The organism is Amycolatopsis sp. NPDC051128, assembly GCF_040682715.1.
GTDB lineage: Bacteria > Actinomycetota > Actinomycetes > Mycobacteriales > Pseudonocardiaceae > Amycolatopsis.
Window position 1 is genome coordinate 16,170 of the sequence record NZ_JBFBBN010000074.1, and the last position, 21,309, is coordinate 37,478.

A 21,309-nucleotide genomic window follows, 5' to 3' on the forward strand; every position below is an offset into this window, starting at 1 on the left:
CGGCCCAACCTACCGGCCCGGCGCCCCCGGTAGTCTCGCGGCTCGTGGAGACGACGGCGGCCGGCGTGGTGCTGGCCAGCGGCGCGGGCACCCGCGTCGGAGCGAAGCTGAACAAGGTCTACCTGCCGCTGGCCGGCCGGCGGGTCGTGGCCTGGTCGCTCGACGCGTTCGCGCGCGTGCCCGGCATCGGCGTGCTGGTGCTGGTGATCCGGCCGCAGGACGCCGGGCTCGCGGACGAGGTCCTCGCCGGTTTCGACGGCGAGGTCGAGGTCGTGACCGGCGGGGACACCCGCCAGGCGTCCGAGCTCAACGCGCTGCGCCACCTCGCGCCGCGGATAACAGGCGGCCGGGTCGACGCCGTGCTGCTGCACGACGCGGCCCGGCCGCTTGTCCACTCCGACCTCATTTCCGCGGTGCTGGTCCGTACACGCGAGGACGGGGGGGCGGTGCCGGGCCTGGCCGCGGACGACATCGTCGGGGTGGAAGCCGGGCACCTGGTCGCCCAGGTGCCCGGCGCGATCCGTGTCCAGACGCCTCAGGGCTTCTGGGCCGGACCGCTGCTGGAGGCCTACGAGAAGGCCGAGAACGAAGGCTTCTCGGGTACCGACACTTCGTCCTGCATGGAGCGGTTCTCATCCCTGCCGATCCGCTGGGTCCCGGGTGCTCCCGAGAACCTCAAGATCACGTATCCCCACGACCTGGTGGCGGCGGAGCGGCTGCTCGCCCGCTGAGCCCGGGTCCTGCTAGGCGCAGGCCGGCGGGCCGCCGCCGTCATCCCTCTTCTGGCCGGTTCCGGCCACCGTGCTCGTCGGCCGGATGGTCACGTCCCCCCGCAGTTCCGGCGGGATCCCGCAGCCGGGCTGCGGACGCAGCGCCTGCAGTGGCGCGCCCGGGGTGCCGGGCTCCGCCAGGGTGAGCACCGCTCGCAGCGTCCAGACCGGGGTGGCGTGGTACTGCCAGGTGACCACCCGCGGGCTGAACACGTCCGTGCCCGGGAAGGCCGGCGCCCGGTAGGCGCTGGCCCGGTGTTCGTCGCGGAGGATGATGACGTCCGCGCAGGTGGGCCACTGGTGCACGGCCGCGTAGACCTCCGGGGCTTCGCGGCCGCCGAACAATTGCAGCACCCATTTGCGGTGCCGGAGTCCGTCGAGGAGTTCCTCGAGGTCCGGGCCGTCGGAGTCGCTGTGCGATGTGAGTGGGGACACACTTTCGAGGGTATCTTGCGTACTAGGGCGCAGTCCAGAGGGCGTACTAGTACACCTGGGTGGTTCTGAACAGGGCTTTGTGGGATGCACTCCGGCGTGCTAGAACACTTGTGCGTAGCCCCCTGGGAGGAGCCGCCTTGCCCACCCTCGACCGTCCTGAGCCGCCGTACCTGCAAATCGCGGGCCGGATCCGTGACGACATCCTGTCCGGCCGGCTGCGGGAGGGCGACTCGGTGCCGTCCGCCCGCGAGATCGCCCGCACGTGGGCCGTCGCCATGGCGACGGCCACCAAGGTCCTGGCCACCCTCCGCTCGCAGGGTCTCGTGCGGCCGGTGCGCGGCGTCGGCACGGTCGTCGACCGCGGCGGCCTGCACCGCACCGCCCGCGACCGCGTTGCCGCCTCGGGCCGGACGGGCCGGATCTACCCGCCCGGCCACTACGCCGTGATCCGGGCGGCCGGGCTCGAACCGGCGTCCGAGCGCGCGGCGGCCGCGCTGGGCCTCGACGAAGGCGCACCCGCGATCCGGCGGCGGCGCACCACCTACGGGCCGGACTCGCGGCCGCTGTCGACGTCGACGTCGTGGTTCGACGGCGCGCTCTCGGCCAAGGCGCCGGCGCTGCTCGTGCCGGAGCGGATCGTCGAGGGCACCGCGGCCCACGCGGCGGCCCGGCTCGGCACGAAGATCGCGAGCACGCAGGAACGGCACGCGGCGGGCGGCGCGGACGAGGCGGAGGCGGCCGAGCTGGACCTGCCGGCCGGGTCGCCGGTCCTGCTGGGCCGGAGCACCTTCCTGGCGGCCGACGGGACAGTCGTCGAGTACGGTGAGTCGGCCGCCCTGCCCGACCACTGGGTTTTCTACGAGTACACGACTGAGGACGGCGAATGAAGCACATCCACGCGGGCAAGGTCCGTGACCTCTACGAACTCGACGGCGGGGACATCCTGCTGGTCGCGTCCGACCGCGTCTCGGTCTACGACGTCTCGCTGCCGACGCCGATCCCGGACAAGGGCGCGCTGCTCAACCAGCTGTCCGCGTGGTGGTTCGACCGGATGTCCGGCGTGGTCCCGAACCACGTCGTCTCGACGACCGACGTGCCCGGCGAGTTCGCCGGGCGGGCGATGCGCTGCAAGCCGCTGAAGATGGTCCAGGTCGAGTGCATCGCGCGCGGCTACCTCGCCGGCCTCGGCCTGCGCGAATACCAGCGTGACGGGAAGATCTCCGGCGTCGCGCTGCCGCCGGGGCTGGTCGAGGGCGACAAGCTCCCGGAGCCGATCTTCACGCCGACGACGAAGATCTCCGACACCGGCCACGACGAGTTCATGACCTTCGACGAGGTGCTGAACGAGATCGGCGAGGAAACCGCGAAGCGGCTTCGTGAGCTGACGCTCGAGATCTACACGAAGGGCGCCGAACACGCTGCCGCTCAGGGCGTCATCATCGCCGACACCAAGCTGGAGTTCGGCTTCGACGCCGACGGCACGCTGACCCTCGGCGACGAGGTCCTGACGTCGGACTCGTCGCGGTTCTGGCCCGCCGACCAGTGGGAGCCGGGCCGTCCGCAGCACGCGTTCGACAAGCAGTTCGTGCGCGACTGGTCGCGCGGCACCGGCTGGGACCAGACGCCGCCCGGGCCGGAGATCCCGGCGGAGATCGTCGAGCAGACCCGGCAGCGCTACACCGAGGTCTACGAGCGGATCACGGGCCGGACCTGGGTCCATGGCTGACTGAAAGCCGTGAATGTCGCATCGAGGGACTTGAAGTCTCTCAATGCGACATTCACGGCATCGGACGTCAGGGGCTCTTGGTGAGGCTCGCGTCGCGCTCCACGACGTCGCCGAGGGCGTCGTCGATCGCGGCCATCAGGTCGGCGTCGAGCTTCTTGCCCGCGGCCTTGACGTTCTCGTGCACCTGCTCCGGGCGCGAGGCGCCGATGATCGCCGAGGCGACGTTCGGGTTCTGCAGCACCCACGCCACGGCCAGCTGCGCGAGGCTCAGGTCCGCCTGCTTCGCGAGGGGCTCCAGCTCGGCGACGCGCTTGAGGACGGTCTCGTCGAGGAAGCGGGCGACCATGTTCGCCCCGCCCTTCTCGTCGGTGGCCCGCGAACCGGCGGGGTAGTCCTGGCCGGGCTTGTACTTGCCGGTCAGCACGCCCTGCGCGATCGGCGACCAGACGATCTGGCTGAGCCCTTCGCGCTCGGAGGCCGGGATGACCTGGTCCTCGATGACGCGCCAGAGCATGTTGTACTGCGGCTGGTTCGACACGAACGGAATCTTCAGCTCGCGGGCCAGCGCGGCGCCGCGGCTGATCTGCTCGGCGGTCCATTCGGAGACGCCGACGTAGAGCACCTTGCCCTGCCGGACGAGGTCGGCGAAGGCGACCATGGTCTCTTCCAGTGGCACGGTCCGGTCGAACCGGTGCGCCTGGTAGAGGTCGACGTAGTCGGTGCCGAGCCGCCGCAGGGAGGCGTTCGCCGACTCGATGACGTGCTTGCGGGACAGGCCCTTGTCGTTGGGGCCCTTGGGGCCGGTGGGCCAGAAGACCTTGGTGAAGATCTCCAGGCTCTCCCGCCGCTGCCCCTTCAGGCCGCGCCCGAGCACCGACTCCGCGGCGGTGTTCGCGTAGGCGTCGGCGGTGTCGAAGGTCGTGATGCCGGCGTCGAGGGCCGCTTTGATGCAGGCGTGGGCCTGGTCCTCCTCGACCTGGGAACCGTGGGTGAGCCAGTTCCCGTACGAGATCTCACTGACGTTGAGGCCGCTGCGGCCGAGGCGACGAAACTCCATGCCGTCAGCCTAGGCGGTAATCGTTTGCTTTGCTAACGAACCTGTGGTGACCCCAGCCTCAGGCAGCGAAAAGCCGGGTGGAGCGGCTGCTCCACCCGGCTTTCCGGAAAGTCATTCAGTTCGGGATCGGGTCGCCCGGCTTCAGCCGCGGCTTCGGGACCCGCAGCCGGCGGATCTGGGACGCCCGGACGAACGCGTACCAGCCGATCGACCGGCCGTTCACCGCTTCCTTCGGGAACTTCTCCCGCACCAGCTTCGCGATCTTGCGGCCGTTGACGAAGCCTTCGATCGCCATCACCAGCAGCATCGCCGTGCACAGCATCGTGATGTACGTCTGCACCTGCTGCAGCGGCACCAGCAGCGCCAGGAACACCAGGACGGCCAGCGGCATGAACAGGCCGAGCAGGTTGCGCCGGGAGTCGACCAGGTCGCGGACGTAGGCCTTGACCGGCCCGCGGTCGCGCGGCAGCAGGGCCTTGTCGTCGCCCCGCATCATCGCCTCGCGGCGGGCCTTCGCCGCCGCACGGCGGTCTTCCTTGGTCTGCGGGTTTGCCTTGCGCAGCTCCTTGTTGCGCTTCATCGCCTCACGCATGGTGGTGGGCGGCGGGGCCACCGGCCCGCGCTTCTTCGCCTCCGCCTCCCGGCGCTTCGGCGTAGCCTTGCCCTTACCGGGCGTGTACGCCTTACCGGCGACGTCGACGGCTTCCGTCGTCTCCGGCTCGTCGGCGGCGGTGTCTGTGGTGCTTCGGCGCAGGAACCTCACGTCATCAGGGTATTGCAGGCGTCACGCCGCCGTTCACCAGGTCGATCGATGTGCGACCATGGTGGGGGAACAGATCGGACGCTCCGGGTGTTGAGCACGTCAGCACGAGGAGTATCCGCAGCGAGTTCGAACTTAGAGGGAGTGCCATGACGACCGCTGAGCACGCCGGCGCGACGCAGGCCGAGACCGCCGAGGAGACGCACGGCGTCACGGTGACCGACGCCGCGGCCGCCAAGGCGAAGGCCCTGCTCGAGCAGGAGGGCCGCGACGACATGCACCTGCGCATCGCCGTCCAGCCCGGTGGCTGCGCGGGCCTGCGCTACCAGCTGTTCTTCGACGAGCGCACGCTCGACGGCGACCTCTTCCGCGAGTTCGACGGCCTCCGGGTCGCCGTGGACCGGATGAGCGCGCCGTACGTGTCGGACGCCGTCATCGACTTCGTCGACACGATCGAGAAGTCGGGTTTCACGATCGACAACCCGAACGCGACCGGCTCCTGCGCCTGCGGCGACTCGTTCCACTGAGCCGAGCGCGCGCCGAGCCCGAGCAAGACGCGAGAAGGCCCCGCCCCCCTTTCGGGGGACGGGGCCTTCTTCGTCGCTGTGGTGTTTCCGGAGTCTCGGTCGCAGGAGTCTCAGACGTAGGCGTCGAGCTCGGCCACCTGGGCGTGGCACACCTCGTCGACCTGCCACGGCTTGGCGGTGACGCGGGGGAGCGGCAGGCTTTCGGCCTGGAGCGTCGCCGGGATGAGCGCGCAGTCGGCGATCAGCTCGGACAGGGTTTCGGGTTCGGTGAGGGCGTTCACGATTGGTAACGCTATTGATCCGCCGCCGACTGGAGAAGGAGTACCAGCCGGTAGTGTCGGCTGGGCGCGCGCGAACTACCCGGATGGGCCATGACCGGGGGGTAACTTCGTGCCTTTTGCCGTGAGGTCGAACACAAAGGAGCAGCCGGTGGCAAACAGGGCCAGGATTGCGGTGTCCGGCAGTATCGCAACCGACCACCTCATGCATTTCCCGGGCAGGTTCGCGGAGCAGCTGGTCGCCGAGCAGCTGCACCGGGTTTCGCTCAGCTTCCTCGCCGACGACCTCGTGGTCCGGCGCGGCGGCATCGGCGCGAACATCGCGTTCGGCCTGGGGGTCCTCGGCGTGAAGCCGGTGCTCGTGGGCGCCGTCGGCGCCGACTTCGCGGACTACCGCTCCTGGCTGGAGCGGCACGGCGTCGACACCTCCGGAGTGCACGTGTCCGAGGTCGCGCACACCGCGCGGTTCGTCTGCACCACCGACGAGGACCTGTGCCAGATCGCGACGTTCTACGCCGGCGCGATGGCCGAGTCCCGCGACATCGAGCTGCAGCCGATCGCCGAGCGCGTCGGCGCGCTGAGCCTGATGCTGATCAGCCCGGACGACCCCGAGGGCATGCTCCGGCACGCCGCGGAGTGCCGCGAGCGCGGGTACGACTTCGCCGTCGACCCGTCGCAGCAGCTGGCCCGGATGAGCGGCGAGCAGGCGCGTGCGTTCGTCGCCGGCGCGAAGTACCTCTTCAGCAACGACTACGAGTGGGAGCTGCTGCTCCAGAAGACCGGCTGGACCGAGGCAGACGTCCTCGACCAGGTCGGTCTGCGCATCACGACGCTGGGGGAGAAGGGCGTCGAGATCGTCGGCAAGGACGGCGTCGCCCTGCAGATCGGCGCGGTCCCCGAGCGCGCCAAGGCCGACCCGACGGGCGTCGGCGACGGCTTCCGCGCGGGTTTCCTGGCCGGCCTCGACGGCGGCCTCGGCGTCGAGCGCGCCGCCCAGCTCGGTTCGCTCATCGCGGTGCTGGTGCTGGAGACGGTCGGCACCCAGGAGTGGACGCTCGACCGCGCCGACGCCCTGGCCCGCATCGGCGAGGCGTTCGGCCCGGAGGCCGCCGACGAGATCTCGGCGGTCCTGCCCGCCGCCTGATCAGCGCGGTCGTGGGGGGATGGCTTCCCCGGCCAGGCTGCGGCCGCCCGCGAAGTCCGCAGCGGCGCCCAGCCACCGGGCCCCCGGAAACGTGTCGAGGCCACCCTGCGGACGCAGGGCGGCCTCGATCGGGGCGTTCGCTCAGAGCTTGACCGGGTACACCGGTTCCGGCACCTCGGGCTTGATGCGGTGCTCGACGAAGATGCCGTGCCACAGCATGAACACCAGCAGCGCCCACAGCTGGCGGCTCCGGTCCAGCTGCCCCGCCCTGTGCTCCTCCAGCAGCGCCAGCACGGCCTTCTTGTCCAGCAGCTCCTCGGTCTTCGAGTCGCTGATGATGCCCTTGGCCCAGTCGTACATCTCGGTGCGCAGCCACAGCCGGATCGGCACCGGGAAGCCGAGCTTGCGCCGGTTCAGCACGTGCGCCGGGATGATCTTCGCCAGCGCCTGGCGGAGCGCGTACTTCGTCGTGCCGTGCGCGAGCTTCTGGTCCAGCGGAATCGAAGCCGCGACCTTGAACACCTCGGCGTCGAGGAACGGCACCCGCAGTTCCAGGGAGTTCGCCATGGTGACCTTGTCGGCCTTGACCAGGATGTCGCCGCGCAGCCACGTGTAGAGGTCGACGTGCTGCATCCGGGCCACCGGGTCCCAGCCGCGCGAGACGTCGTACCAGGGCGCCGTGACGTCCTTGAAGCCGACGCCTTCCTGGTAGGTCTTGAGAACGGCGCGCAGCTGGTCGTCACGGAAGTTGCGGGCGTTGCCGTAGTAGCGGTCCTCCAGCGGCAGCGCGCCGCGGCGCAGCAGGTCCTTGCCGCGGGTGCCCTCGGGGATCTTCGTCGAGACCTTGCCGATGAGCTTCCGCATGCCGCCGGGGATCTTCTCGAATGGCGCCAGCGAGATCGGCTCGTTGTAGATCGTGTAGCCGCCGAACAGCTCGTCCGCGCCTTCGCCGGAGAGCACCGCCTTGACGTGCTTGCGGGCCTCGCGCGCGATGAACCACAGCGGGACGAGCGCCGGGTCGGCCACCGGGTCGTCGAGGTACCAGACGATGAGCGGCAGGACCTCCATCATCTCGTCCGCGGTCACCGTGCGGACGACGTGCTTCACGCCGATCGCGGCGGCCGACTCGGCGGCGACGTCGACCTCGGAGTAGCCCTCGCGCTCGAACCCGGTGGTGAAGGCGATCAGGTTCGGGTTGTGTTCCTTGGCCAGCGTGGCGGTGGCCGTGGAGTCGATGCCGCCGGACAGGAACGCGCCGACCGTGACGTCCGGGTCGGAGATCATGTGCTTGCCGACCGAGTCGCGCATCACGTCGGCGATGCGCTCGTACAGCGCCTCCGCCTCGGCCGGGCTGTTGACCGGCTTCGTGGCGAACTGCGGGTGGAAATAGCGGGTGAACTCCACCTCACCGCCGGGGACCACCTCGAACGACGTCCCGGACTCGACGCGGCGGATCGCGGTGTGCAGCGACTCGGGCTCGGGCACGTACTGCAGGACCAGGTAGTGCTGCAGCGCCTTCCGGTCCAGTTCCTGCGCGACGCCGAGGGTGTCCGACAGCTCCAGCAGGCTCTTCTTCTCGCTGGAGAACGCCACCCCGCCGGGGCCCGCGGAGTAGAACAGCGGCTTGATCCCGAACGGGTCGCGGGCGCCGAAGACGCGCTTCTCCTGCGAGTCCCAGATCATGAAGGCGAACATCCCGCGCAGCCGCTTCACCCAGGCGGCGCCGAGGTAGTGGAAGCCGGCGACGATGGCCTCGCCGTCACCCTCGGTTTCGAACTTCGCGCCGTGCTTCTCCGCCAGCTCGGCCCGCAGCTCCAGGTAGTTGTAGATCTCCCCGTTGAAGTTCATCGTGTACCGGCCCGGCGCCTCCGGCGGGCCCCAGACCAGCGGCTGGTGGGCGTGCTCGACGTCGATGAAGGCGAGCCGGTTGAAGCCGTAGACGACCTCGGCGTCGGCCCAGGTGTCCTGCTCGTCGGGGCCGCGGTGGCGCTGGCAGCGCATGGCCGCGCCGACGGCGTCACGCGCGTTCGCCGCACCGGTCTCGGTCGCGCAGATCAGTCCAAGCAGGCCGCACACGGGTACTCACACACCTTCAGGGTCTTCGCGGGGCTGGGAAGCGCCCAGTATGCCGGGCGGGCCGTGGCGAGTACCACGCGCGTCATCGGTTACCCCTTGGTCAGCGGAGCGCGTCAACTCGGCTAGGCTCCGCTCCTGTCACAAAGATCGGTCGTAGGAGGCTCTGGGTGAAAGGGCGAGGCGCAGTGGGACAACCCGAGCGCACCCTGGGGAAGCGGACCGTGCGGATCGCCGCGCTGGCCGTGCTGGTCGCGCTGACCGCGACGGGCTGCTCCGGCGACGAGATCCTGCGGTTCGGGTGGCCGGTCGGTGTCACCGAGCAGGCGAACGACATGCGCAACCTCTGGACCTGGACCGTGGTGGCCGCGCTGGTCGTCGGCGTCATCGTGTGGGGCCTGATCTTCTGGACCGCGACGTTCCACCGCAAGAAGAAGACGGTCGACGGCGAGCCGGAGGAGCTGCCCCGGCAGTTCCAGTACAACATCCCGCTCGAGCTGTTCACGGTCGTCGTCCCGACGATCATGGTCTGCGTCCTGTTCTTCTTCACCGCGACGACTGAGTCGAAGGTCCTGGACAAGGTGCCGAACCCGGACGTCAAGGTCCAGGTCGTCGCCTTCCAGTGGAACTGGGAGTTCAAGTACGAGGACCCCAGCGCGGCGAAGCCGGACGGCAGCGGCCAGGTCAGCACGGTCGGTTCGTCGGGCGAGATCCCGCTGCTGGTGCTGCCGGTCGGCAAGACCATCCAGTACGACCTGGTCTCGACCGACGTGATCCACTCCTTCTGGGTGCCGGAGTTCCACTTCAAGCGGGACGTCATGCCGAGCCCGGACAAGAACAACCAGGACAGCTCCTTCCAGAACAAGATCGACCGCGAAGGCTCCTTCGTCGGCCGGTGCGCGGAGCTGTGCGGCACCTACCACTCGGTGATGAACTTCGAGGTCCGCGCGCTGTCGGCGGACAAGTTCGACCAGTACATCGCGCTGCGCAAGCAGGTGAACCCGGCCACGGGCCAGACGTTCACCGCGTCCGAAGCGCTGACGAAGATGAACTGCGGCGAGCTGTGCACCCCGCACGCGGTGACCACCCAGCCGTTCAACACCGACCGCACGGCGCGGACCGCGTCCAACTGACGCCCCAGCGATAACGGGAGTAGGAAAGACCCATGAAGGTCGAAGCGCGGATTTTCTTCATCGTGGCGATCTTCGCCGTGTTCATGGCGGGCGTGTACTGGGTGTGGACCGCGCTGGCCGCCACCCATGGGCCCGAGCCGGTGGGCATCGTCTCGCTGTTCCTGACCGGCGGCCTGGCGTTCCTCGCGGGCAGCTACATGCAGTTCGTCTCCCGGCGCATCGAACCGCGCCCGGAGGACCGCGAGGACGCCGAGATCAGCGACGGCGCGGGCGAGCTGGGCTTCTTCAGCCCGGGCAGCTACTGGCCGATCGGCATGGCGGCCACCGCAGCGCTGGCCGCCCTCGCGCTGGCGTTCTTCCACATCTGGCTGCTGGTCATCGCGCTGGTCGCGCTGCTCATCACGATCGGCGGCCTGGTGTTCGAGTACCACACGGGTCCGTCGCACGACTGACCCTCCTCTTTCCGGACCGGCCGTCACGCTCACCGCGTGGCGGCCGGTTTCGGTTCAGCCCCGGAACGCCGTCCGGTAGGACGACGGGCTGGTGCCGCGCAGGCGGCTGAACTGGTGCCGCAGCGCCGCCGCCGACGCGTAGCCGCACGCCGTCGCGATGTCCTCCACCGACAGGCCGCCCTCCTCCAGCAGGGCTTGGGCGCGGTCCAGCCGCCGTTCGGTCAGCCAGCGGTGCGGGGTGGTGCCGGTCGCCGCGGAGAAGCGGCGCAGGAACGTCCGCTCGCCCAGGCCGCTGCGGCGGGCCAGCTCCGCCACCGTGAACGGCTGGTCCAGCCGTCGCTCCACCCATTCCAGGGCCTCCGCGACCACGGCGTCGTCGCCCGCCGCCGTCGCCGGGACGGGGGCCTGCACGAACTGGGCCTGGCCGCCCGCGCGGTGCGGGGCCGCCACCATCCGCCGGGCCAGCGTCGTGGCCGCCGCGACGCCGCGCAGCCGGCGGACCAGGTGCAGGCACAGGTCCACCGCCGCGACCGTGCCGGCGCTGGTCAGGATGCCGCCGTCGTCGGCGTACAGCGCCTGCGGGTCCACCTCGGCCGTCGGGAACCGCTGCCGGAACTCCGCCTCGTACACCCAGTGGACCGTGCAGCGGCGGCCATCGAGCAGCCCCGCGTAGCCCAGCGAGAACACGCCGGCGCAGAACCCGGCGACCCACGCGCCCCGCCCCGCCGCGTCGCGCAGGACGTCCAGCACCGGTTCGGGTGGCGGCGCGGTCCGCGGCGCGCACGTCGGCACGATCAGCAGGTCCGCCGACGCCGCGAAGTCCAGGTCCCGCAGGCCGGACAGCCCGAAGCCGGACCAGCTGACCACCCCGGAACCGCCGGGGGAGCAGACCGCGAAGTCCCAGCCCCCGATGCCGTCGGCGCTGCGGCCGGTGCCGAACACCTCGCACGCGACGCCCAGCTCGAACGGTGAAACGCGGTCGGCGAGCACCACCGCGACCCGGTTGACGTCCATGGCCGCCAGCATGTCACAAGTTTTGCGGTCATTGTCATTTCTGACACTGGTTACCCGGCGCGAAGACGACGAACCTGGTCCGCATGACGAACTCGGAAACCCGCCCGCTGCTGCAGTGGTCCGCCGGCGATGGCGATGTCGGGCACGATCGGCGCTGTCGTCCTCGAGAGCGGCGCGGCCGCGCCGGCTGTGGCCTTTGCCCGCTGCTTCGTCGGCGGCGCGCTGCTGGTGATCTGGTGCCTCTCGCGTGGCTGGCTGCTTTCGTGGCGGCCGTCGCGGCGCGACCTCGGGCTGGCCGTGCTGGGCGGCCTCTTCCTCGTCGGCAACTGGGTGCTGCTGTTCGCCTCGTACGCGCTGTCGTCGATCTCGGTCAGCACGGTCGTCTACCACACCCAGCCGCTGATCCTGGTCGGCCTGGCGGCGGCGTTCCTCGGCGAGAAGGTCGCCAAGAGCCACCTGGCCAGGGCCGGGATCGCGTTCGGCGGGGTGGCTCTGATCTCCCTGTCGGCCCACGGCGAGGACGGGCAGCCCGTGCGGCTCGCCGGCATCGGGCTCGCGCTCGGCGCGGCCGTCCTCTACGCCGGAGCGTCCTTCGTCGCGAAGCAGCTGAAGCACATCCGCCCGCACCTGCTCGCGGCCGTGCAGACGACCGTCGGAGCGGTGCTGCTGGCGCCGGTGCTGCTGGTGGCGCCGCTGCCGGCGACGACGTCCGGGCTGCTCTGGCTGGTGCTGCTGGGGACCGTCCACACGGCCCTGATGTACGTGCTGATGTACGCGAGTATCGGCAAGCTGCCGACCACGACGGTGGCGCTGCTGTCCTACCTCTACCCGGTGGTCGCCGTGCTGGTGGACATCACTTTCTACGGCCACCGCCCCAGCTGGCCGGAAGCGCTGGGCATGCTGGCGGTCCTGGCCGCCGCCCTGGCCCCGCAGCGCGCCGGGCGGCCGGCTCGTCCCGCCGCCGGAGTCTCGCGGACGCAGGCCTGCCAGGTGTGAGCAGAGCCGGAACTCGCGTGATCCGGGCCGGAACTCGCGTGATTGAAGCCGTAAGTCGCGAGTTCCGGCTTCAGTCACGCGAGTTACGCCTTCAATCACGCGAATCACGGCCTTGATCACGCGGGTTTGGTCAGCTGAAGGCGATCCAGCGGTCCAGCAGGGCCGCGGCGGCTCCCGAGTCGATGGCCTCCGCGGCTCGCGTCAAACCTGCCCGCAGGTCGTCCTCGAAGGACTCCGAGAAGCCCGTGAACGCCGCCAGCGCCGCCGCCGCGTTGATCAGGACCGCGTCGCGCACCGGGCCCGCCTTGCCGCCCACCAGCTCGCGGATCACCTCGGCGTTCGCCTCCGCGTCGCCGCCGCGCAGGTCCCCGGCCGTCGCGCGGGGGATGCCGAGACCGGCGGGGTCGAGGGTGCGCTCGGTGACCGTGCCGCCCGAAACCACCCACACCGTCGACGTCGTGGTCGTGGTGATCTCGTCGAGGCCGTCGTCGCCGCGGACCACCAGCGCCGTGACGCCGCGGCGGGCGAACACCTCCGCCAGCACCCGCGTCTTGTCCTCGTACGCGCAGCCGATCAGCGCGCTGCCCGGCTGCGCCGGGTTGGTCAGCGGGCCGAGCAGGTTGAACGTCGTCGGGATGCCGAGCTCGCCGCGCACCGGGCCGGCGTGCCGCAGCGCCGGGTGGAACGCCGACGCCAGGAAGAACCCGACCCCGACCTCGGCGAGGCTGCGCTGGACGTCTTCCGGCGGCAGGCTGATCCGCACGCCGAGCGCTTCCAGGACGTCCGCCGCGCCGGACTTCGACGACGCGCTGCGGTTGCCGTGCTTGGCCACCGGCGCGCCCGCCGCGGCCGTGACGATCGTCGCCATCGTCGAGATGTTCACCGAGTCGGAGCCGTCACCGCCGGTGCCGACGATGTCGACCGCCGGGCGGTCGAGCTCGACCCGCCGGGCGTGCGCCAGCATCATGGCCGCCATGCCGGCGATCTCCTCGGGCGTTTCGCCCTTGGCGCGCAGCGCCACCGCGAACCCGGCGATCCGGGCCGGGCTCGCCGCGCCGCTCATGATCTGGTCCATCGCCCACGCCGTGTCCTCTTCGGACAGGTCGACGCGCGCGACGAGCTGCTTCAGCAGGAGTGGCCAGGTTCGGGGGACCGGGGTGGTCACCCGCTCAGCCGTTCACGACGGGGACCCGTCGCGCGCGCAGCACGTCGGCTACGGTCTCCGCGGCGGTCAGCGGGTCCAGCGGGTGCACCAGCACGGCGTCCGCCTGCGACCAGGTGGCCAGCCAGCGGTCGTCCCGGCGCCGCACCGCCACCACGATCGGCGGGCAGTCCGCGATTTCGCTCTTGAGCTGGCGGCACAGGCCGATGCCGCCGGTCGGCTGCGCCTCGCCGTCGAGGATGGCCAGGTCGACGTTCCCCGCGTCCACCTCGGACAGCACGTCGGCGATGCCGGCCGCCTCGACGTACTCCACGCGCCCCAGGTCGGCAGCCGGCCGCCGCCCGACGGCGTTCACGATCGCCTCGCGCACCTCCGCCTTGTGGCTGAACACCAGGACCCGCATCGACCGCTCGCCCATTGAGCACGCCTCCGTCTCGTCACCGCACGTCTCGTCCCGATCGTATCGGCCGAGACCGACATCACGCGGTCGGCTCCGGCTGGAGCGCGTCCCAGCCGGACGCGTCGCCCCCGAGCCGTTGCGCCAGCCCGGCCATCCGCGACCGTTCCTGGGCGCAGTGCAGCGCGTCGAGCACCTGGACGCGGACGGCGTGCACTCGGACCAGATCCCCCGAACCGCCCTGTTCCCGCAGGTCGTAGCCGTCCTGGGCGAGGATCGACGCCGCCTCGGCGAGCCGGTCCGGCGGCAGGAGCAGGTGGTGGCGCAGAACGGCCGGCGCCGTGCTGATCCAGGCGGGTGAAGCCGCGAGCACGGCGGAGTCCGCGACGGCCGGGTCGAAGGCCTCGGCGACGATCTTCAGCCCGGGCGCGTCGGCGGTCAGACCGGGGCTTTCGCGCTTCTTGACCAGGTCAAGAAGCCGGTCGAGTAAACCCATGAGTAGCTCTCACCTTCCCGGGCATCCGGTGTGATCGGTCACGCAGACGACCCGCCGTGGACCCACCCGGCGGAGCGGCGGTGCGAGAGGACATAATGCGACGCGTGACAACGGCAGCTCCCACCATCAGTCAGCGGGTCCACTCGCTGAACCGGCCGAACATGGTCAGTGTCGGCACCATCGTGTGGCTGTCCAGCGAGCTGATGTTCTTCGCCGGACTGTTCGCGATGTTCTTCACCGTCAAGGCGCAGAACCCGGTCGGGGAGACCTGGCCGCCGCGTCTGCACGGCGAGGAGTTCCACCTCAACGTGACGTACGCGATCCCGTTCACGGTGATCCTCGTGCTGTCCTCGCTGACCTGTCAGTTCGGGGTGTTCGCCGCGGAGCGCGGCGACGTCTACGGGCTGCGCCGCTGGTACATCGTCACGTTGATCATGGGCGCGATCTTCGTCGGCGGCCAGGCCAACGAGTACCACAACCTGGTCGAAGAGGGCATGACGATCCCCTCCGGCCCGTTCGGCACGGTCTTCTACCTCGCCACCGGGTTCCACGGCCTGCACGTCATCGGCGGGCTCATCGCCTTCGTGTACCTGCTCATCCGCACGAAACTGAGCAAGTTCACGCCCGCCCAGGCCACGTCGGCGATCGTCGTGTCCTACTACTGGCACTTCGTCGACATCGTGTGGGTCGGCCTCTTCGGTGTGATCTACCTCCTTCCGTAGGTCCGCCTCAGCCGCCACCACCTTCACCATCGGCCTGAACAGACAGCAAGGGTTGCCGCAAGATGACCACCAGCACGAAATCCTCGGAGCGCCGTTACCGCGCGCGGTCGAAGCTGCGGAGGCGGTTCGCCGGCCTGCTCGCGCTCGGTATCGCGCTGGTGGGCGTCGGCTTCCTGTACGCCGCGTTCGCCCCGGAGCCGCAGACCGCGCAGGCCCAGGGCACGCCGGCGCAGCTGCGCCTCGGCGAGCAGGTCTACAACAACACCTGCATCGCCTGCCACGGCGCGAACCTCGAAGGCGTGCAGGACCGCGGGCCGAGCCTGATCGGCATCGGCGACGCCGCGGTGTACTTCCAGACTTCCTCCGGCCGGATGCCCGCCGCGCGCCAGGAGGCGCAGATCGAGCGGAAGCCGCCGAAGCTGACCCCGGCCGAGATCGACGCGATCGGCGCCTACATCCAGGCGCACGGCGGCGGCGCCCAGCGGCCCGCCGAGAAGGGCGAGGCCCTGCGCGGCAGCGACCCGGCCCGCGGTGGCGAACTGTTCCGCCTCAACTGCGCGTCGTGCCACAACTTCACCGGCCGCGGCGGCGCGCTGTCCGCCGGCAAGTACGCGCCGAACCTGGACCCGGCCAACGAAGAGCAGATCTACACGGCCATGCTCACCGGCCCCCAGAACATGCCGAAGTTCTCCGACCGGCAGCTGTCGCCGGAGGAGAAGAAGGACATCGTCGCCTACGTGAAGTCGGTGTCGGACGGCAACAATGACCCGGGTGGGAACGGCCTCGGCGGGGTCGGCCCCGCTTCGGAGGGCGTCATCACCTTCATCGTCGGAATCGCCGCGCTGATCGGCGTGACGTTGTGGATTGGATCGAAGGCATGAGTGCCGAGGGGCCTAAGCCGCCGACGGAGGCGGAGCTGGCTGAGATGGACCGGGACCAGCTGGTCAAGCTGGGCGGCGCGCTCGACGGCGTCGAGATCGTCGAGTACCCGACCCCGTGGCCCGTGGAGGGCACCCGGGCGGAGAAGCGGGCCGAGCGGCTGGTCGCGTTCTGGTTCGCCCTGTCCGCGCTGGCGGGACTGGGCTTCGTCGTCTCGCTGATCTGGTGGCCGTGGAAGTACGAGGCGCCGGACAACGAGAGCGGCCACTTCTGGTACAGCCTCTACACCCCGATGCTCGGCATCACGCTCGGCCTGGCCATCCTCGGCCTGGGCATCGGCGTGATCGTGTACACGAAGAAGTTCGTGCCCGCCGAGGTCGCGGTGCAGCAGCGGAGCGACAACGACGGTGAGGGGTCGGCCGAGGTCGACCGCACCACGATCCTCGCGCACCTGGCCGACGCCGGGAGCCGCAGTACCATCGCCCGCCGGTCGCTGATCAAGCGCTCGGCGATCGCCGGTGCGGGCGCACTCGGCCTCGCGGCCGCCGCGCTGCCGATCGCGTCGTTCATCAAGAACCCGTGGAAGGACAGCGAGTCCCGCGACTCGCTGTGGCACACCGGCTGGAAGCCCAACTACCCGGGCGAGAAGGTCTACCTGCGCCGGGTCACCGGCAAGCCCGCGGAGTCGCCCGAAGACGTCCGCCTGCTCAAGGCCGAGGACCTCGACGCCGGCGCGATGGAGACGGTGTTCCCGTACCACCCGGACTCGGAGAAGACCCCGGAGGCACTGGCCGCGGCGCTGACCCGGGTGGACAACCCGGTCATGCTGATCCGCCTGCGCCCGACCGATGCCGCGAAGGTGGTCAAGCGGGCCGGCCAGGAGGACTTCAACTTCGGCGACTACTACGCGTACACGAAGATCTGCAGTCACGTCGGGTGCCCGACCTCCCTGTACGAGCAGCGGACCAACCGCATCCTGTGCCCGTGCCACCAGTCGCAGTTCGACGCCCTCCACTACGCCAAGCCGATTTTCGGCCCGGCGACCCGTCCGCTGGCCCAGCTACCGATCACGGTGGACGAAGAGGGATACTTGGTCGCGCGAGGCGACTTCATCGAGGCCATCGGTCCGGCCTTTTGGGAGCGTAAGTCATGAGTTCACTCACCACGCCGACCAAGGGCGCGAGTGCCGTGGAGCGGCACTTGGGCGAGGCCGCGAACAACGCCGACCAGCGGTATCACCTGGCCAAGGGCCTGCGGCACCAGATGAACAAGGTGTTCCCGACCCACTGGTCGTTCCTGCTGGGCGAGATCGCGCTCTACAGCTTCATCATCCTGCTGCTCACCGGTGTGTATCTGACGCTGTTCTTCGACCCCTCCATGCAGGAGGTCGTCTACGACGGCAGCTTCACGAACATGCGGGGCCTGGAGATGTCCCAGGCGTTCCGCACGACGCTGGACATCTCGTTCGACGTCCGCGGCGGCCTGTTCATGCGGCAGCTGCACCACTGGGCCGCGCTGATCTTCGTCGCGTCGATGGCCGTCCACATGCTCCGGATCTTCTTCACCGGCGCGTTCCGGCGCCCGCGTGAGGCGAACTGGGTGATCGGCGGCCTGCTGCTGATCCTGGGCTGCTTCGAGGGCTTCTTCGGCTACTCGCTGCCGGACGACCTGCTTTCCGGTACCGGTATCCGCGCGACGCTGTCGGGCATCGTGCTCTCAGTGCCGGTGATGGGCACCTGGATCCACTGGGCGCTGTTCGGCGGGGAGTTCCCCGGTGACGTGATCATCCCGCGGCTGTACACGCTGCACATCCTGCTGCTGCCGGGCATCATGCTCGCGCTGGTCGGCGCGCACCTGGCGCTGGTCTGGTACCAGAAGCACACGCAGTTCCCGGGCGTGCGCCGCAAGGAGACCAACGTCGTCGGCGTGCGGATCATGCCGTACTTCGCGCTCAAGGGCGGGGCGTTCTTCACGCTGGTCATCGGCGTGCTGGCGCTGATGTCGGGCCTGTTCCAGATCAACCCGGTGTGGAACTTCGGCCCGTACAACCCGGCCCAGGTGTCGGCGGGTTCGCAGCCCGACTGGTACATGGCCTGGGCCGACGGCATGCTCCGGATCTGGCCGGCGTGGGAGGTCTACCTCGGGAACTACACGATCCCGGCGGTGTTCTTCCCCGGCGCGGTCGGCATGCCGATCCTGTTCGGCCTGCTGCTGGGCTACCCGTTCATCGAGCGGAAGCTGTCCAAGGACACCGCGCACCACAACCTGCTCCAGCGGCCACGGGACGCCCCGGTCCGCACGGCGCTGGGCGCGATGGCGCTGGGCTTCTTCATGGTCATCGAGCTGTCCGGCTTCAACGACATCATCGCCGACCAGTTCGACATCTCCCTGAACGCGACGACGTGGGCGGGCCGCATCGGCGTGCTGATCGTGCCGCCGCTGGCCTACTACTTCACCTACCGGCTCTGCCTCGGCCTGCAGCGGGCCGACCGCGAGGTGCTGGAGCACGGCGTCGAGACCGGCATCATCAAGCGGCTGCCGCACGGTGAGTTCATCGAGATCCACCAGCCGCTCGCGGGCGTCGACAGCCACGGCCACGCCGTCCCGCTCGAGTACCAGGGCGCGTCCGTGCCGAAGAAGATGAACAAGCTGGGCTCGGCCGGTCAGGCCGTGCCGGGCACGTTCTGGTCGCCGGACCCGGCCGAGGAGACCGCCGCGCTGCAGCGGGCCCACGGCAACGGTCACGGGAACGGCCACTCGGTCACCCAGGGTGAACCGGGCGAGTTCGAGGACGTCGAGACGGCCGAGGCCGCCAAGCGCTCCGAACACTAGGTCCACAACGTCGAAGGCCCACCTCGCGCGAGGTGGGCCTTCGACGTTTCCAGGACTCGTTCTAGGACTTGGGGCCGCGAAGCCGGGTGATGGTCTTCTGGGCCCGTGAGACGCGGGTTTCCGGCTTCTTGGCCTCGGAGACCCACTGGACGTACTCACGCCGGTGCGACGGCGGCAGGGCCTCGAACGCCGCCGCCGCGTCCGGGGCCGCCGCGAGCGCGTCGGCCAGCTCGTCGGGGACTTCGCTCAATCCTCGACACCGATCGAGAAGGCCGACTCCGTGTCGGCGCGGGAGTACGACCGGAACGCGATGTGCGTGACGGTGTTCAGCACCCCCGGCACCTTCCCGATCCGGCCCGGGATCAGGTCGGCCAGGTCCTCGTGCGTGGACACCTTCACCGTGGCGATGAGGTCGACGTCCCCGGCGCACGAGTAGACCTCGCCGACACCCTCGATGTCGGCGATCGCCTGGGCCGCGTCCGGGATCGCGTCCGCCTCTGCCTGGATCAACACGATCGCGGTGATCACCTGGGTCCTCCAAGACTCGTCTGCGGGTGTCGTCCGCGATTCTAGTGAGCCCGCGGCGCTAGGCCGCGCTGTGCGCCAGCCAGTGCTCGGCAAGGGCGCGGTCTCCGCTGATCGTGATGCGGTCGGCGGGCAGCCGCCGGGTGAACACCAGCAGGAGGTCCCGCACGGGGCCGGCCAGCGTCGCGTCCGCGGTGCTATCCCCGGCACGGGCCCACCGCACGCGGTCCGGGGTGCGGGTGATGAGCCAGCCGTCGCCGCTGTCCGGGTTCAGCCGGAGCGTCTGGCCGGTGCCGCGCAACTCGGCGAAGGCCGGCTTGAGCTGCGCGGTGACCGGGTCGGACAGCAGCTCCAGCCACTCGTCGATCGCGTCGGCCGCGTGGTCCGGCGCCACCTCGAACGCGCGGCCGGTGGCGAGCGCCGCGTCGGCGTGGTGGACGGTGGTGTCGTGAAGCATCCGGCGCAGCCAGAACCGGGCCGGTCGCGGGCCGAAGAACGTCCAGACCGGCGTCTCCCCGGAGGCGAGGACGGCTTCGGTGAGGTCTGCGGCGCCTTCGCGCAGCCAGCCGGCCCACTTGCCGGGGGAGCCGGGGTCGGCGTCGAAGGGGTCCGGGACCGGGGACGGTCCCGAGCGGACGATGCTCGCGGCCCAGCGGTGGGCCTGGCCGATGTGGCCGACCAGCACCCGCAGCGGCCAGTCCGGGCAGGTGGGCACGCGGCTGTCCGGGTCGGCGCCGGCCACGGCGTCGGCGAATCCGGCGGTGTGTGCGTGCAGTCCCTCGGCGAATCTTGCGCTGTTCATGGCCGTACCGTAGGAACTCCACCCGGCTGGAGGTTCGACCGAAGGTGACCGGAGACACACTCGGGATCGGCGATCTGGCGAGACGGACCGGCGTGCCCGTCCGCACGATCCGCTTCTACTGCGACGAGGGGCTGCTGGAGCCCGCGCGCAGCGTCGGCGGGCACCGCCGGTTCGAGGCGGCCGCGGTCGACCGGCTGACCATGGTCCGCCGGCTGCGCGGGCTCGGGCTGGGCCTGCGGTCGATCACCGACGTCATCGCCGGCCGGCGGTCCCTCGACGAAGCCGTGGCCGCCGAACGGACCGCGCTCGACCGCGAGGTCGCGACGCTGGCCTGGCGGCGGTCGGTGCTCCGCGCGGTCGAGGAGGCGGCGCCGGCCGACCGCGCCGCGCGGCTGGAGCTGCTGTCCGCGGTGCAGGACGGGTTCACGGCGCACGACACCCTCGTCCGGCTGTGGCACCCGATGACCACCGGGCCGATCCCGCCGGACACGGTCCGCATGTTCCTCGACATCAGCGCGCCGCGGCCGCCGGAGCTGCCGACGACGGCGCAGGTGATCGCGTACGCCGAGCTGGTGCTGCTCGCGGCCGACCGGGTGCTCGCGACGCACCTGCGGGCCAGCACGCTCGCCGGCCACGACCGGATCGGCGACCTCGGCGCACTCCACGCCGAGGTCGGCGCGGCCTGCGAGCTGGCGTCCCCCCAGGTGGCGGCCGGGGCCCGGCCGGCGCCGGGCGCCGCGCTCGACCGTTTCGTGGCGGCCCACGCGGCGGCGCTGGGCGCGGGGGACAGCCCGGAGTTCCGCCGGGCACTGAACCACCGCACGGCGGCCGACCGGCACCCGCGGCTGCGCCGCTACTGGCACCTGGCCGGCGAGGTGACCGGCGAACCCGCGCCGATGGGTGTCACACACACCTGGCTGCTCGACGCCCTGAACAGCTCAGTCGCCTAAGACTCGGACACGTCCCGGCCCGGCGTTCCGGGACTTCGACGCCCAGGCCTGAGCCATGCGCCCCAATGTGGCGTTCGGTGCGTTCAGCGCACCCAATGTGGCGTTCGGTGCGTCGAGCGCACCCAATGATGCTCCTATGGTTTGTCAAGGGTGAGGTGGTGGATTGCGGCGAGGTCTGC

Annotated in this window: 24 protein-coding genes and 1 pseudogene; 13 read left to right on the forward strand and 12 right to left on the reverse strand. The window is 70.5% G+C overall.

The window, feature by feature from the left end; translation table 11 throughout:
* Nucleotides 1–44: 44 nt before the first annotated feature.
* Nucleotides 45–731: an IspD/TarI family cytidylyltransferase gene (locus AB0M82_RS43020; protein WP_364735108.1), complete on the forward strand. Its 687-nt coding sequence runs from the start codon at nt 45–47 to the stop codon at nt 729–731.
* A 12-nt stretch (nt 732–743) separates the two neighbouring features.
* On the opposite strand, the gene AB0M82_RS43025 is transcribed toward AB0M82_RS43020, so the two are convergent.
* On the reverse strand, nt 744–1,205 hold the full coding sequence (locus tag AB0M82_RS43025) for a hypothetical protein (RefSeq protein WP_364735110.1): 462 nt from the start codon (nt 1,203–1,205) through the stop codon (nt 744–746).
* Nucleotides 1,206–1,342: 137 nt separating this feature from the next.
* Here AB0M82_RS43025 and AB0M82_RS43030 point away from each other — a divergent pair, with 137 nt between their 5' ends.
* Together AB0M82_RS43030 and AB0M82_RS43035 are read left to right on the forward strand one after the other, a co-directional pair.
* The gene (locus AB0M82_RS43030) at nt 1,343–2,092 is read left to right on the forward strand and encodes a GntR family transcriptional regulator (protein WP_364735112.1); all 750 of its coding nucleotides are present in this window, start codon (nt 1,343–1,345) and stop codon (nt 2,090–2,092) included.
* Nucleotides 2,089–2,931: a phosphoribosylaminoimidazolesuccinocarboxamide synthase gene (locus tag AB0M82_RS43035; protein WP_364735114.1), complete on the forward strand. Its 843-nt coding sequence runs from the start codon at nt 2,089–2,091 to the stop codon at nt 2,929–2,931. Before AB0M82_RS43030 ends, AB0M82_RS43035 begins: the two co-directional genes overlap by 4 nt.
* A gap of 67 nt (nt 2,932–2,998) precedes the next feature.
* Here AB0M82_RS43035 and AB0M82_RS43040 read toward each other — a convergent pair whose 3' ends face one another.
* Both AB0M82_RS43040 and AB0M82_RS43045 read right to left on the reverse strand, forming a co-directional pair.
* Nucleotides 2,999–3,988, reverse strand: a complete 990-nt coding sequence (locus tag AB0M82_RS43040; RefSeq protein ID WP_364735116.1) for an aldo/keto reductase family protein — start codon at nt 3,986–3,988, stop codon at nt 2,999–3,001.
* A gap of 115 nt (nt 3,989–4,103) precedes the next feature.
* Entirely contained in the window at nt 4,104–4,751 is a 648-nt protein-coding gene (locus AB0M82_RS43045; RefSeq protein WP_364735118.1) for a DUF3043 domain-containing protein, read from the reverse strand.
* A gap of 146 nt (nt 4,752–4,897) precedes the next feature.
* Between AB0M82_RS43045 and AB0M82_RS43050 the strand changes: the two genes are divergently transcribed.
* Nucleotides 4,898–5,275, forward strand: a complete 378-nt coding sequence (locus AB0M82_RS43050; RefSeq protein ID WP_364735120.1) for an iron-sulfur cluster assembly accessory protein — start codon at nt 4,898–4,900, stop codon at nt 5,273–5,275.
* Nucleotides 5,276–5,385: 110 nt separating this feature from the next.
* On the opposite strand, the gene AB0M82_RS43055 is transcribed toward AB0M82_RS43050, so the two are convergent.
* Complete coding sequence (locus AB0M82_RS43055; protein ID WP_364735122.1) at nt 5,386–5,556, reverse strand: hypothetical protein; 171 nt, start codon at nt 5,554–5,556, stop codon at nt 5,386–5,388.
* A gap of 148 nt (nt 5,557–5,704) precedes the next feature.
* Between AB0M82_RS43055 and AB0M82_RS43060 the strand changes: the two genes are divergently transcribed.
* Nucleotides 5,705–6,697, forward strand: coding sequence for a carbohydrate kinase family protein (locus AB0M82_RS43060; RefSeq protein WP_364735124.1), 993 nt, complete (start codon nt 5,705–5,707; stop codon nt 6,695–6,697).
* Nucleotides 6,698–6,838: 141 nt separating this feature from the next.
* Here AB0M82_RS43060 and asnB read toward each other — a convergent pair whose 3' ends face one another.
* Nucleotides 6,839–8,773: an asparagine synthase (glutamine-hydrolyzing) gene (gene asnB, locus AB0M82_RS43065; protein WP_364735126.1), complete on the reverse strand. Its 1,935-nt coding sequence runs from the start codon at nt 8,771–8,773 to the stop codon at nt 6,839–6,841.
* Nucleotides 8,774–8,958: 185 nt separating this feature from the next.
* Here asnB and AB0M82_RS43070 point away from each other — a divergent pair, with 185 nt between their 5' ends.
* Together AB0M82_RS43070 and AB0M82_RS43075 are read left to right on the forward strand one after the other, a co-directional pair.
* On the forward strand, nt 8,959–9,903 hold the full coding sequence (locus AB0M82_RS43070) for a cytochrome c oxidase subunit II (RefSeq protein WP_364735128.1): 945 nt from the start codon (nt 8,959–8,961) through the stop codon (nt 9,901–9,903).
* Nucleotides 9,904–9,935: 32 nt separating this feature from the next.
* Nucleotides 9,936–10,355: a cytochrome c oxidase subunit 4 gene (locus AB0M82_RS43075; RefSeq protein ID WP_364735130.1), complete on the forward strand. Its 420-nt coding sequence runs from the start codon at nt 9,936–9,938 to the stop codon at nt 10,353–10,355.
* Between the two features lie 54 nt (nt 10,356–10,409).
* Here AB0M82_RS43075 and AB0M82_RS43080 read toward each other — a convergent pair whose 3' ends face one another.
* Complete coding sequence (locus AB0M82_RS43080) at nt 10,410–11,369, reverse strand: helix-turn-helix domain-containing protein (RefSeq protein ID WP_364735132.1); 960 nt, start codon at nt 11,367–11,369, stop codon at nt 10,410–10,412.
* A gap of 83 nt (nt 11,370–11,452) precedes the next feature.
* Between AB0M82_RS43080 and AB0M82_RS43085 the strand changes: the two are divergent.
* Nucleotides 11,453–12,365: pseudogene (locus AB0M82_RS43085) on the forward strand (DMT family transporter).
* 130 nt (nt 12,366–12,495) lie between these two features.
* On the opposite strand, the gene trpD reads toward AB0M82_RS43085, so the two are convergent.
* The 3 genes from trpD to AB0M82_RS43100 all read right to left on the reverse strand — a co-directional run bounded on the left by trpD (nt 12,496) and on the right by AB0M82_RS43100 (nt 14,420).
* On the reverse strand, nt 12,496–13,530 hold the full coding sequence (trpD, locus tag AB0M82_RS43090) for an anthranilate phosphoribosyltransferase (RefSeq protein WP_364735134.1): 1,035 nt from the start codon (nt 13,528–13,530) through the stop codon (nt 12,496–12,498).
* Between the two features lie 4 nt (nt 13,531–13,534).
* Nucleotides 13,535–13,945 (reverse strand): hypothetical protein, encoded by a 411-nt coding sequence (locus AB0M82_RS43095; protein WP_364735136.1) that lies wholly within the window; start codon nt 13,943–13,945, stop codon nt 13,535–13,537.
* 61 nt (nt 13,946–14,006) lie between these two features.
* On the reverse strand, nt 14,007–14,420 hold the full coding sequence (locus AB0M82_RS43100; protein WP_364735138.1) for a hypothetical protein: 414 nt from the start codon (nt 14,418–14,420) through the stop codon (nt 14,007–14,009).
* Between the two features lie 95 nt (nt 14,421–14,515).
* Between AB0M82_RS43100 and AB0M82_RS43105 the strand changes: the two genes are divergently transcribed.
* The 4 genes from AB0M82_RS43105 to AB0M82_RS43120 all read left to right on the forward strand — a co-directional run bounded on the left by AB0M82_RS43105 (nt 14,516) and on the right by AB0M82_RS43120 (nt 18,853).
* A complete protein-coding gene (locus AB0M82_RS43105) occupies nt 14,516–15,142 on the forward strand; it encodes a heme-copper oxidase subunit III (RefSeq protein ID WP_364735154.1) in 627 nt (208 codons plus the stop codon).
* A gap of 62 nt (nt 15,143–15,204) precedes the next feature.
* A complete protein-coding gene (locus tag AB0M82_RS43110; RefSeq protein ID WP_364735140.1) occupies nt 15,205–16,023 on the forward strand; it encodes a c-type cytochrome in 819 nt (272 codons plus the stop codon).
* Nucleotides 16,020–17,174, forward strand: a complete 1,155-nt coding sequence (locus AB0M82_RS43115) for a ubiquinol-cytochrome c reductase iron-sulfur subunit (RefSeq protein ID WP_364735142.1) — start codon at nt 16,020–16,022, stop codon at nt 17,172–17,174. Before AB0M82_RS43110 ends, AB0M82_RS43115 begins: the two co-directional genes overlap by 4 nt.
* Nucleotides 17,171–18,853 (forward strand): cytochrome bc complex cytochrome b subunit, encoded by a 1,683-nt coding sequence (locus AB0M82_RS43120; protein WP_364735144.1) that lies wholly within the window; start codon nt 17,171–17,173, stop codon nt 18,851–18,853. Before AB0M82_RS43115 ends, AB0M82_RS43120 begins: the two co-directional genes overlap by 4 nt.
* A gap of 61 nt (nt 18,854–18,914) precedes the next feature.
* Here AB0M82_RS43120 and AB0M82_RS43125 read toward each other — a convergent pair whose 3' ends face one another.
* From AB0M82_RS43125 to AB0M82_RS43135, 3 genes are read right to left on the reverse strand one after another with little or no spacing between them, the layout of a single operon-like run.
* Nucleotides 18,915–19,103: a YdeI/OmpD-associated family protein gene (locus AB0M82_RS43125; RefSeq protein ID WP_364735146.1), complete on the reverse strand. Its 189-nt coding sequence runs from the start codon at nt 19,101–19,103 to the stop codon at nt 18,915–18,917.
* Nucleotides 19,100–19,381, reverse strand: a complete 282-nt coding sequence (locus AB0M82_RS43130; RefSeq protein WP_364735148.1) for an Lrp/AsnC ligand binding domain-containing protein — start codon at nt 19,379–19,381, stop codon at nt 19,100–19,102. Before AB0M82_RS43130 ends, AB0M82_RS43125 begins: the two co-directional genes overlap by 4 nt.
* Nucleotides 19,382–19,439: 58 nt before the next feature.
* The gene (locus tag AB0M82_RS43135; RefSeq protein ID WP_364735150.1) at nt 19,440–20,180 is read right to left on the reverse strand and encodes a maleylpyruvate isomerase family mycothiol-dependent enzyme; all 741 of its coding nucleotides are present in this window, start codon (nt 20,178–20,180) and stop codon (nt 19,440–19,442) included.
* A gap of 44 nt (nt 20,181–20,224) precedes the next feature.
* Between AB0M82_RS43135 and AB0M82_RS43140 the strand changes: the two genes are divergently transcribed.
* Nucleotides 20,225–21,130, forward strand: a complete 906-nt coding sequence (locus AB0M82_RS43140) for a MerR family transcriptional regulator (protein ID WP_364735152.1) — start codon at nt 20,225–20,227, stop codon at nt 21,128–21,130.
* Nucleotides 21,131–21,309: the final 179 nt, after the last annotated feature.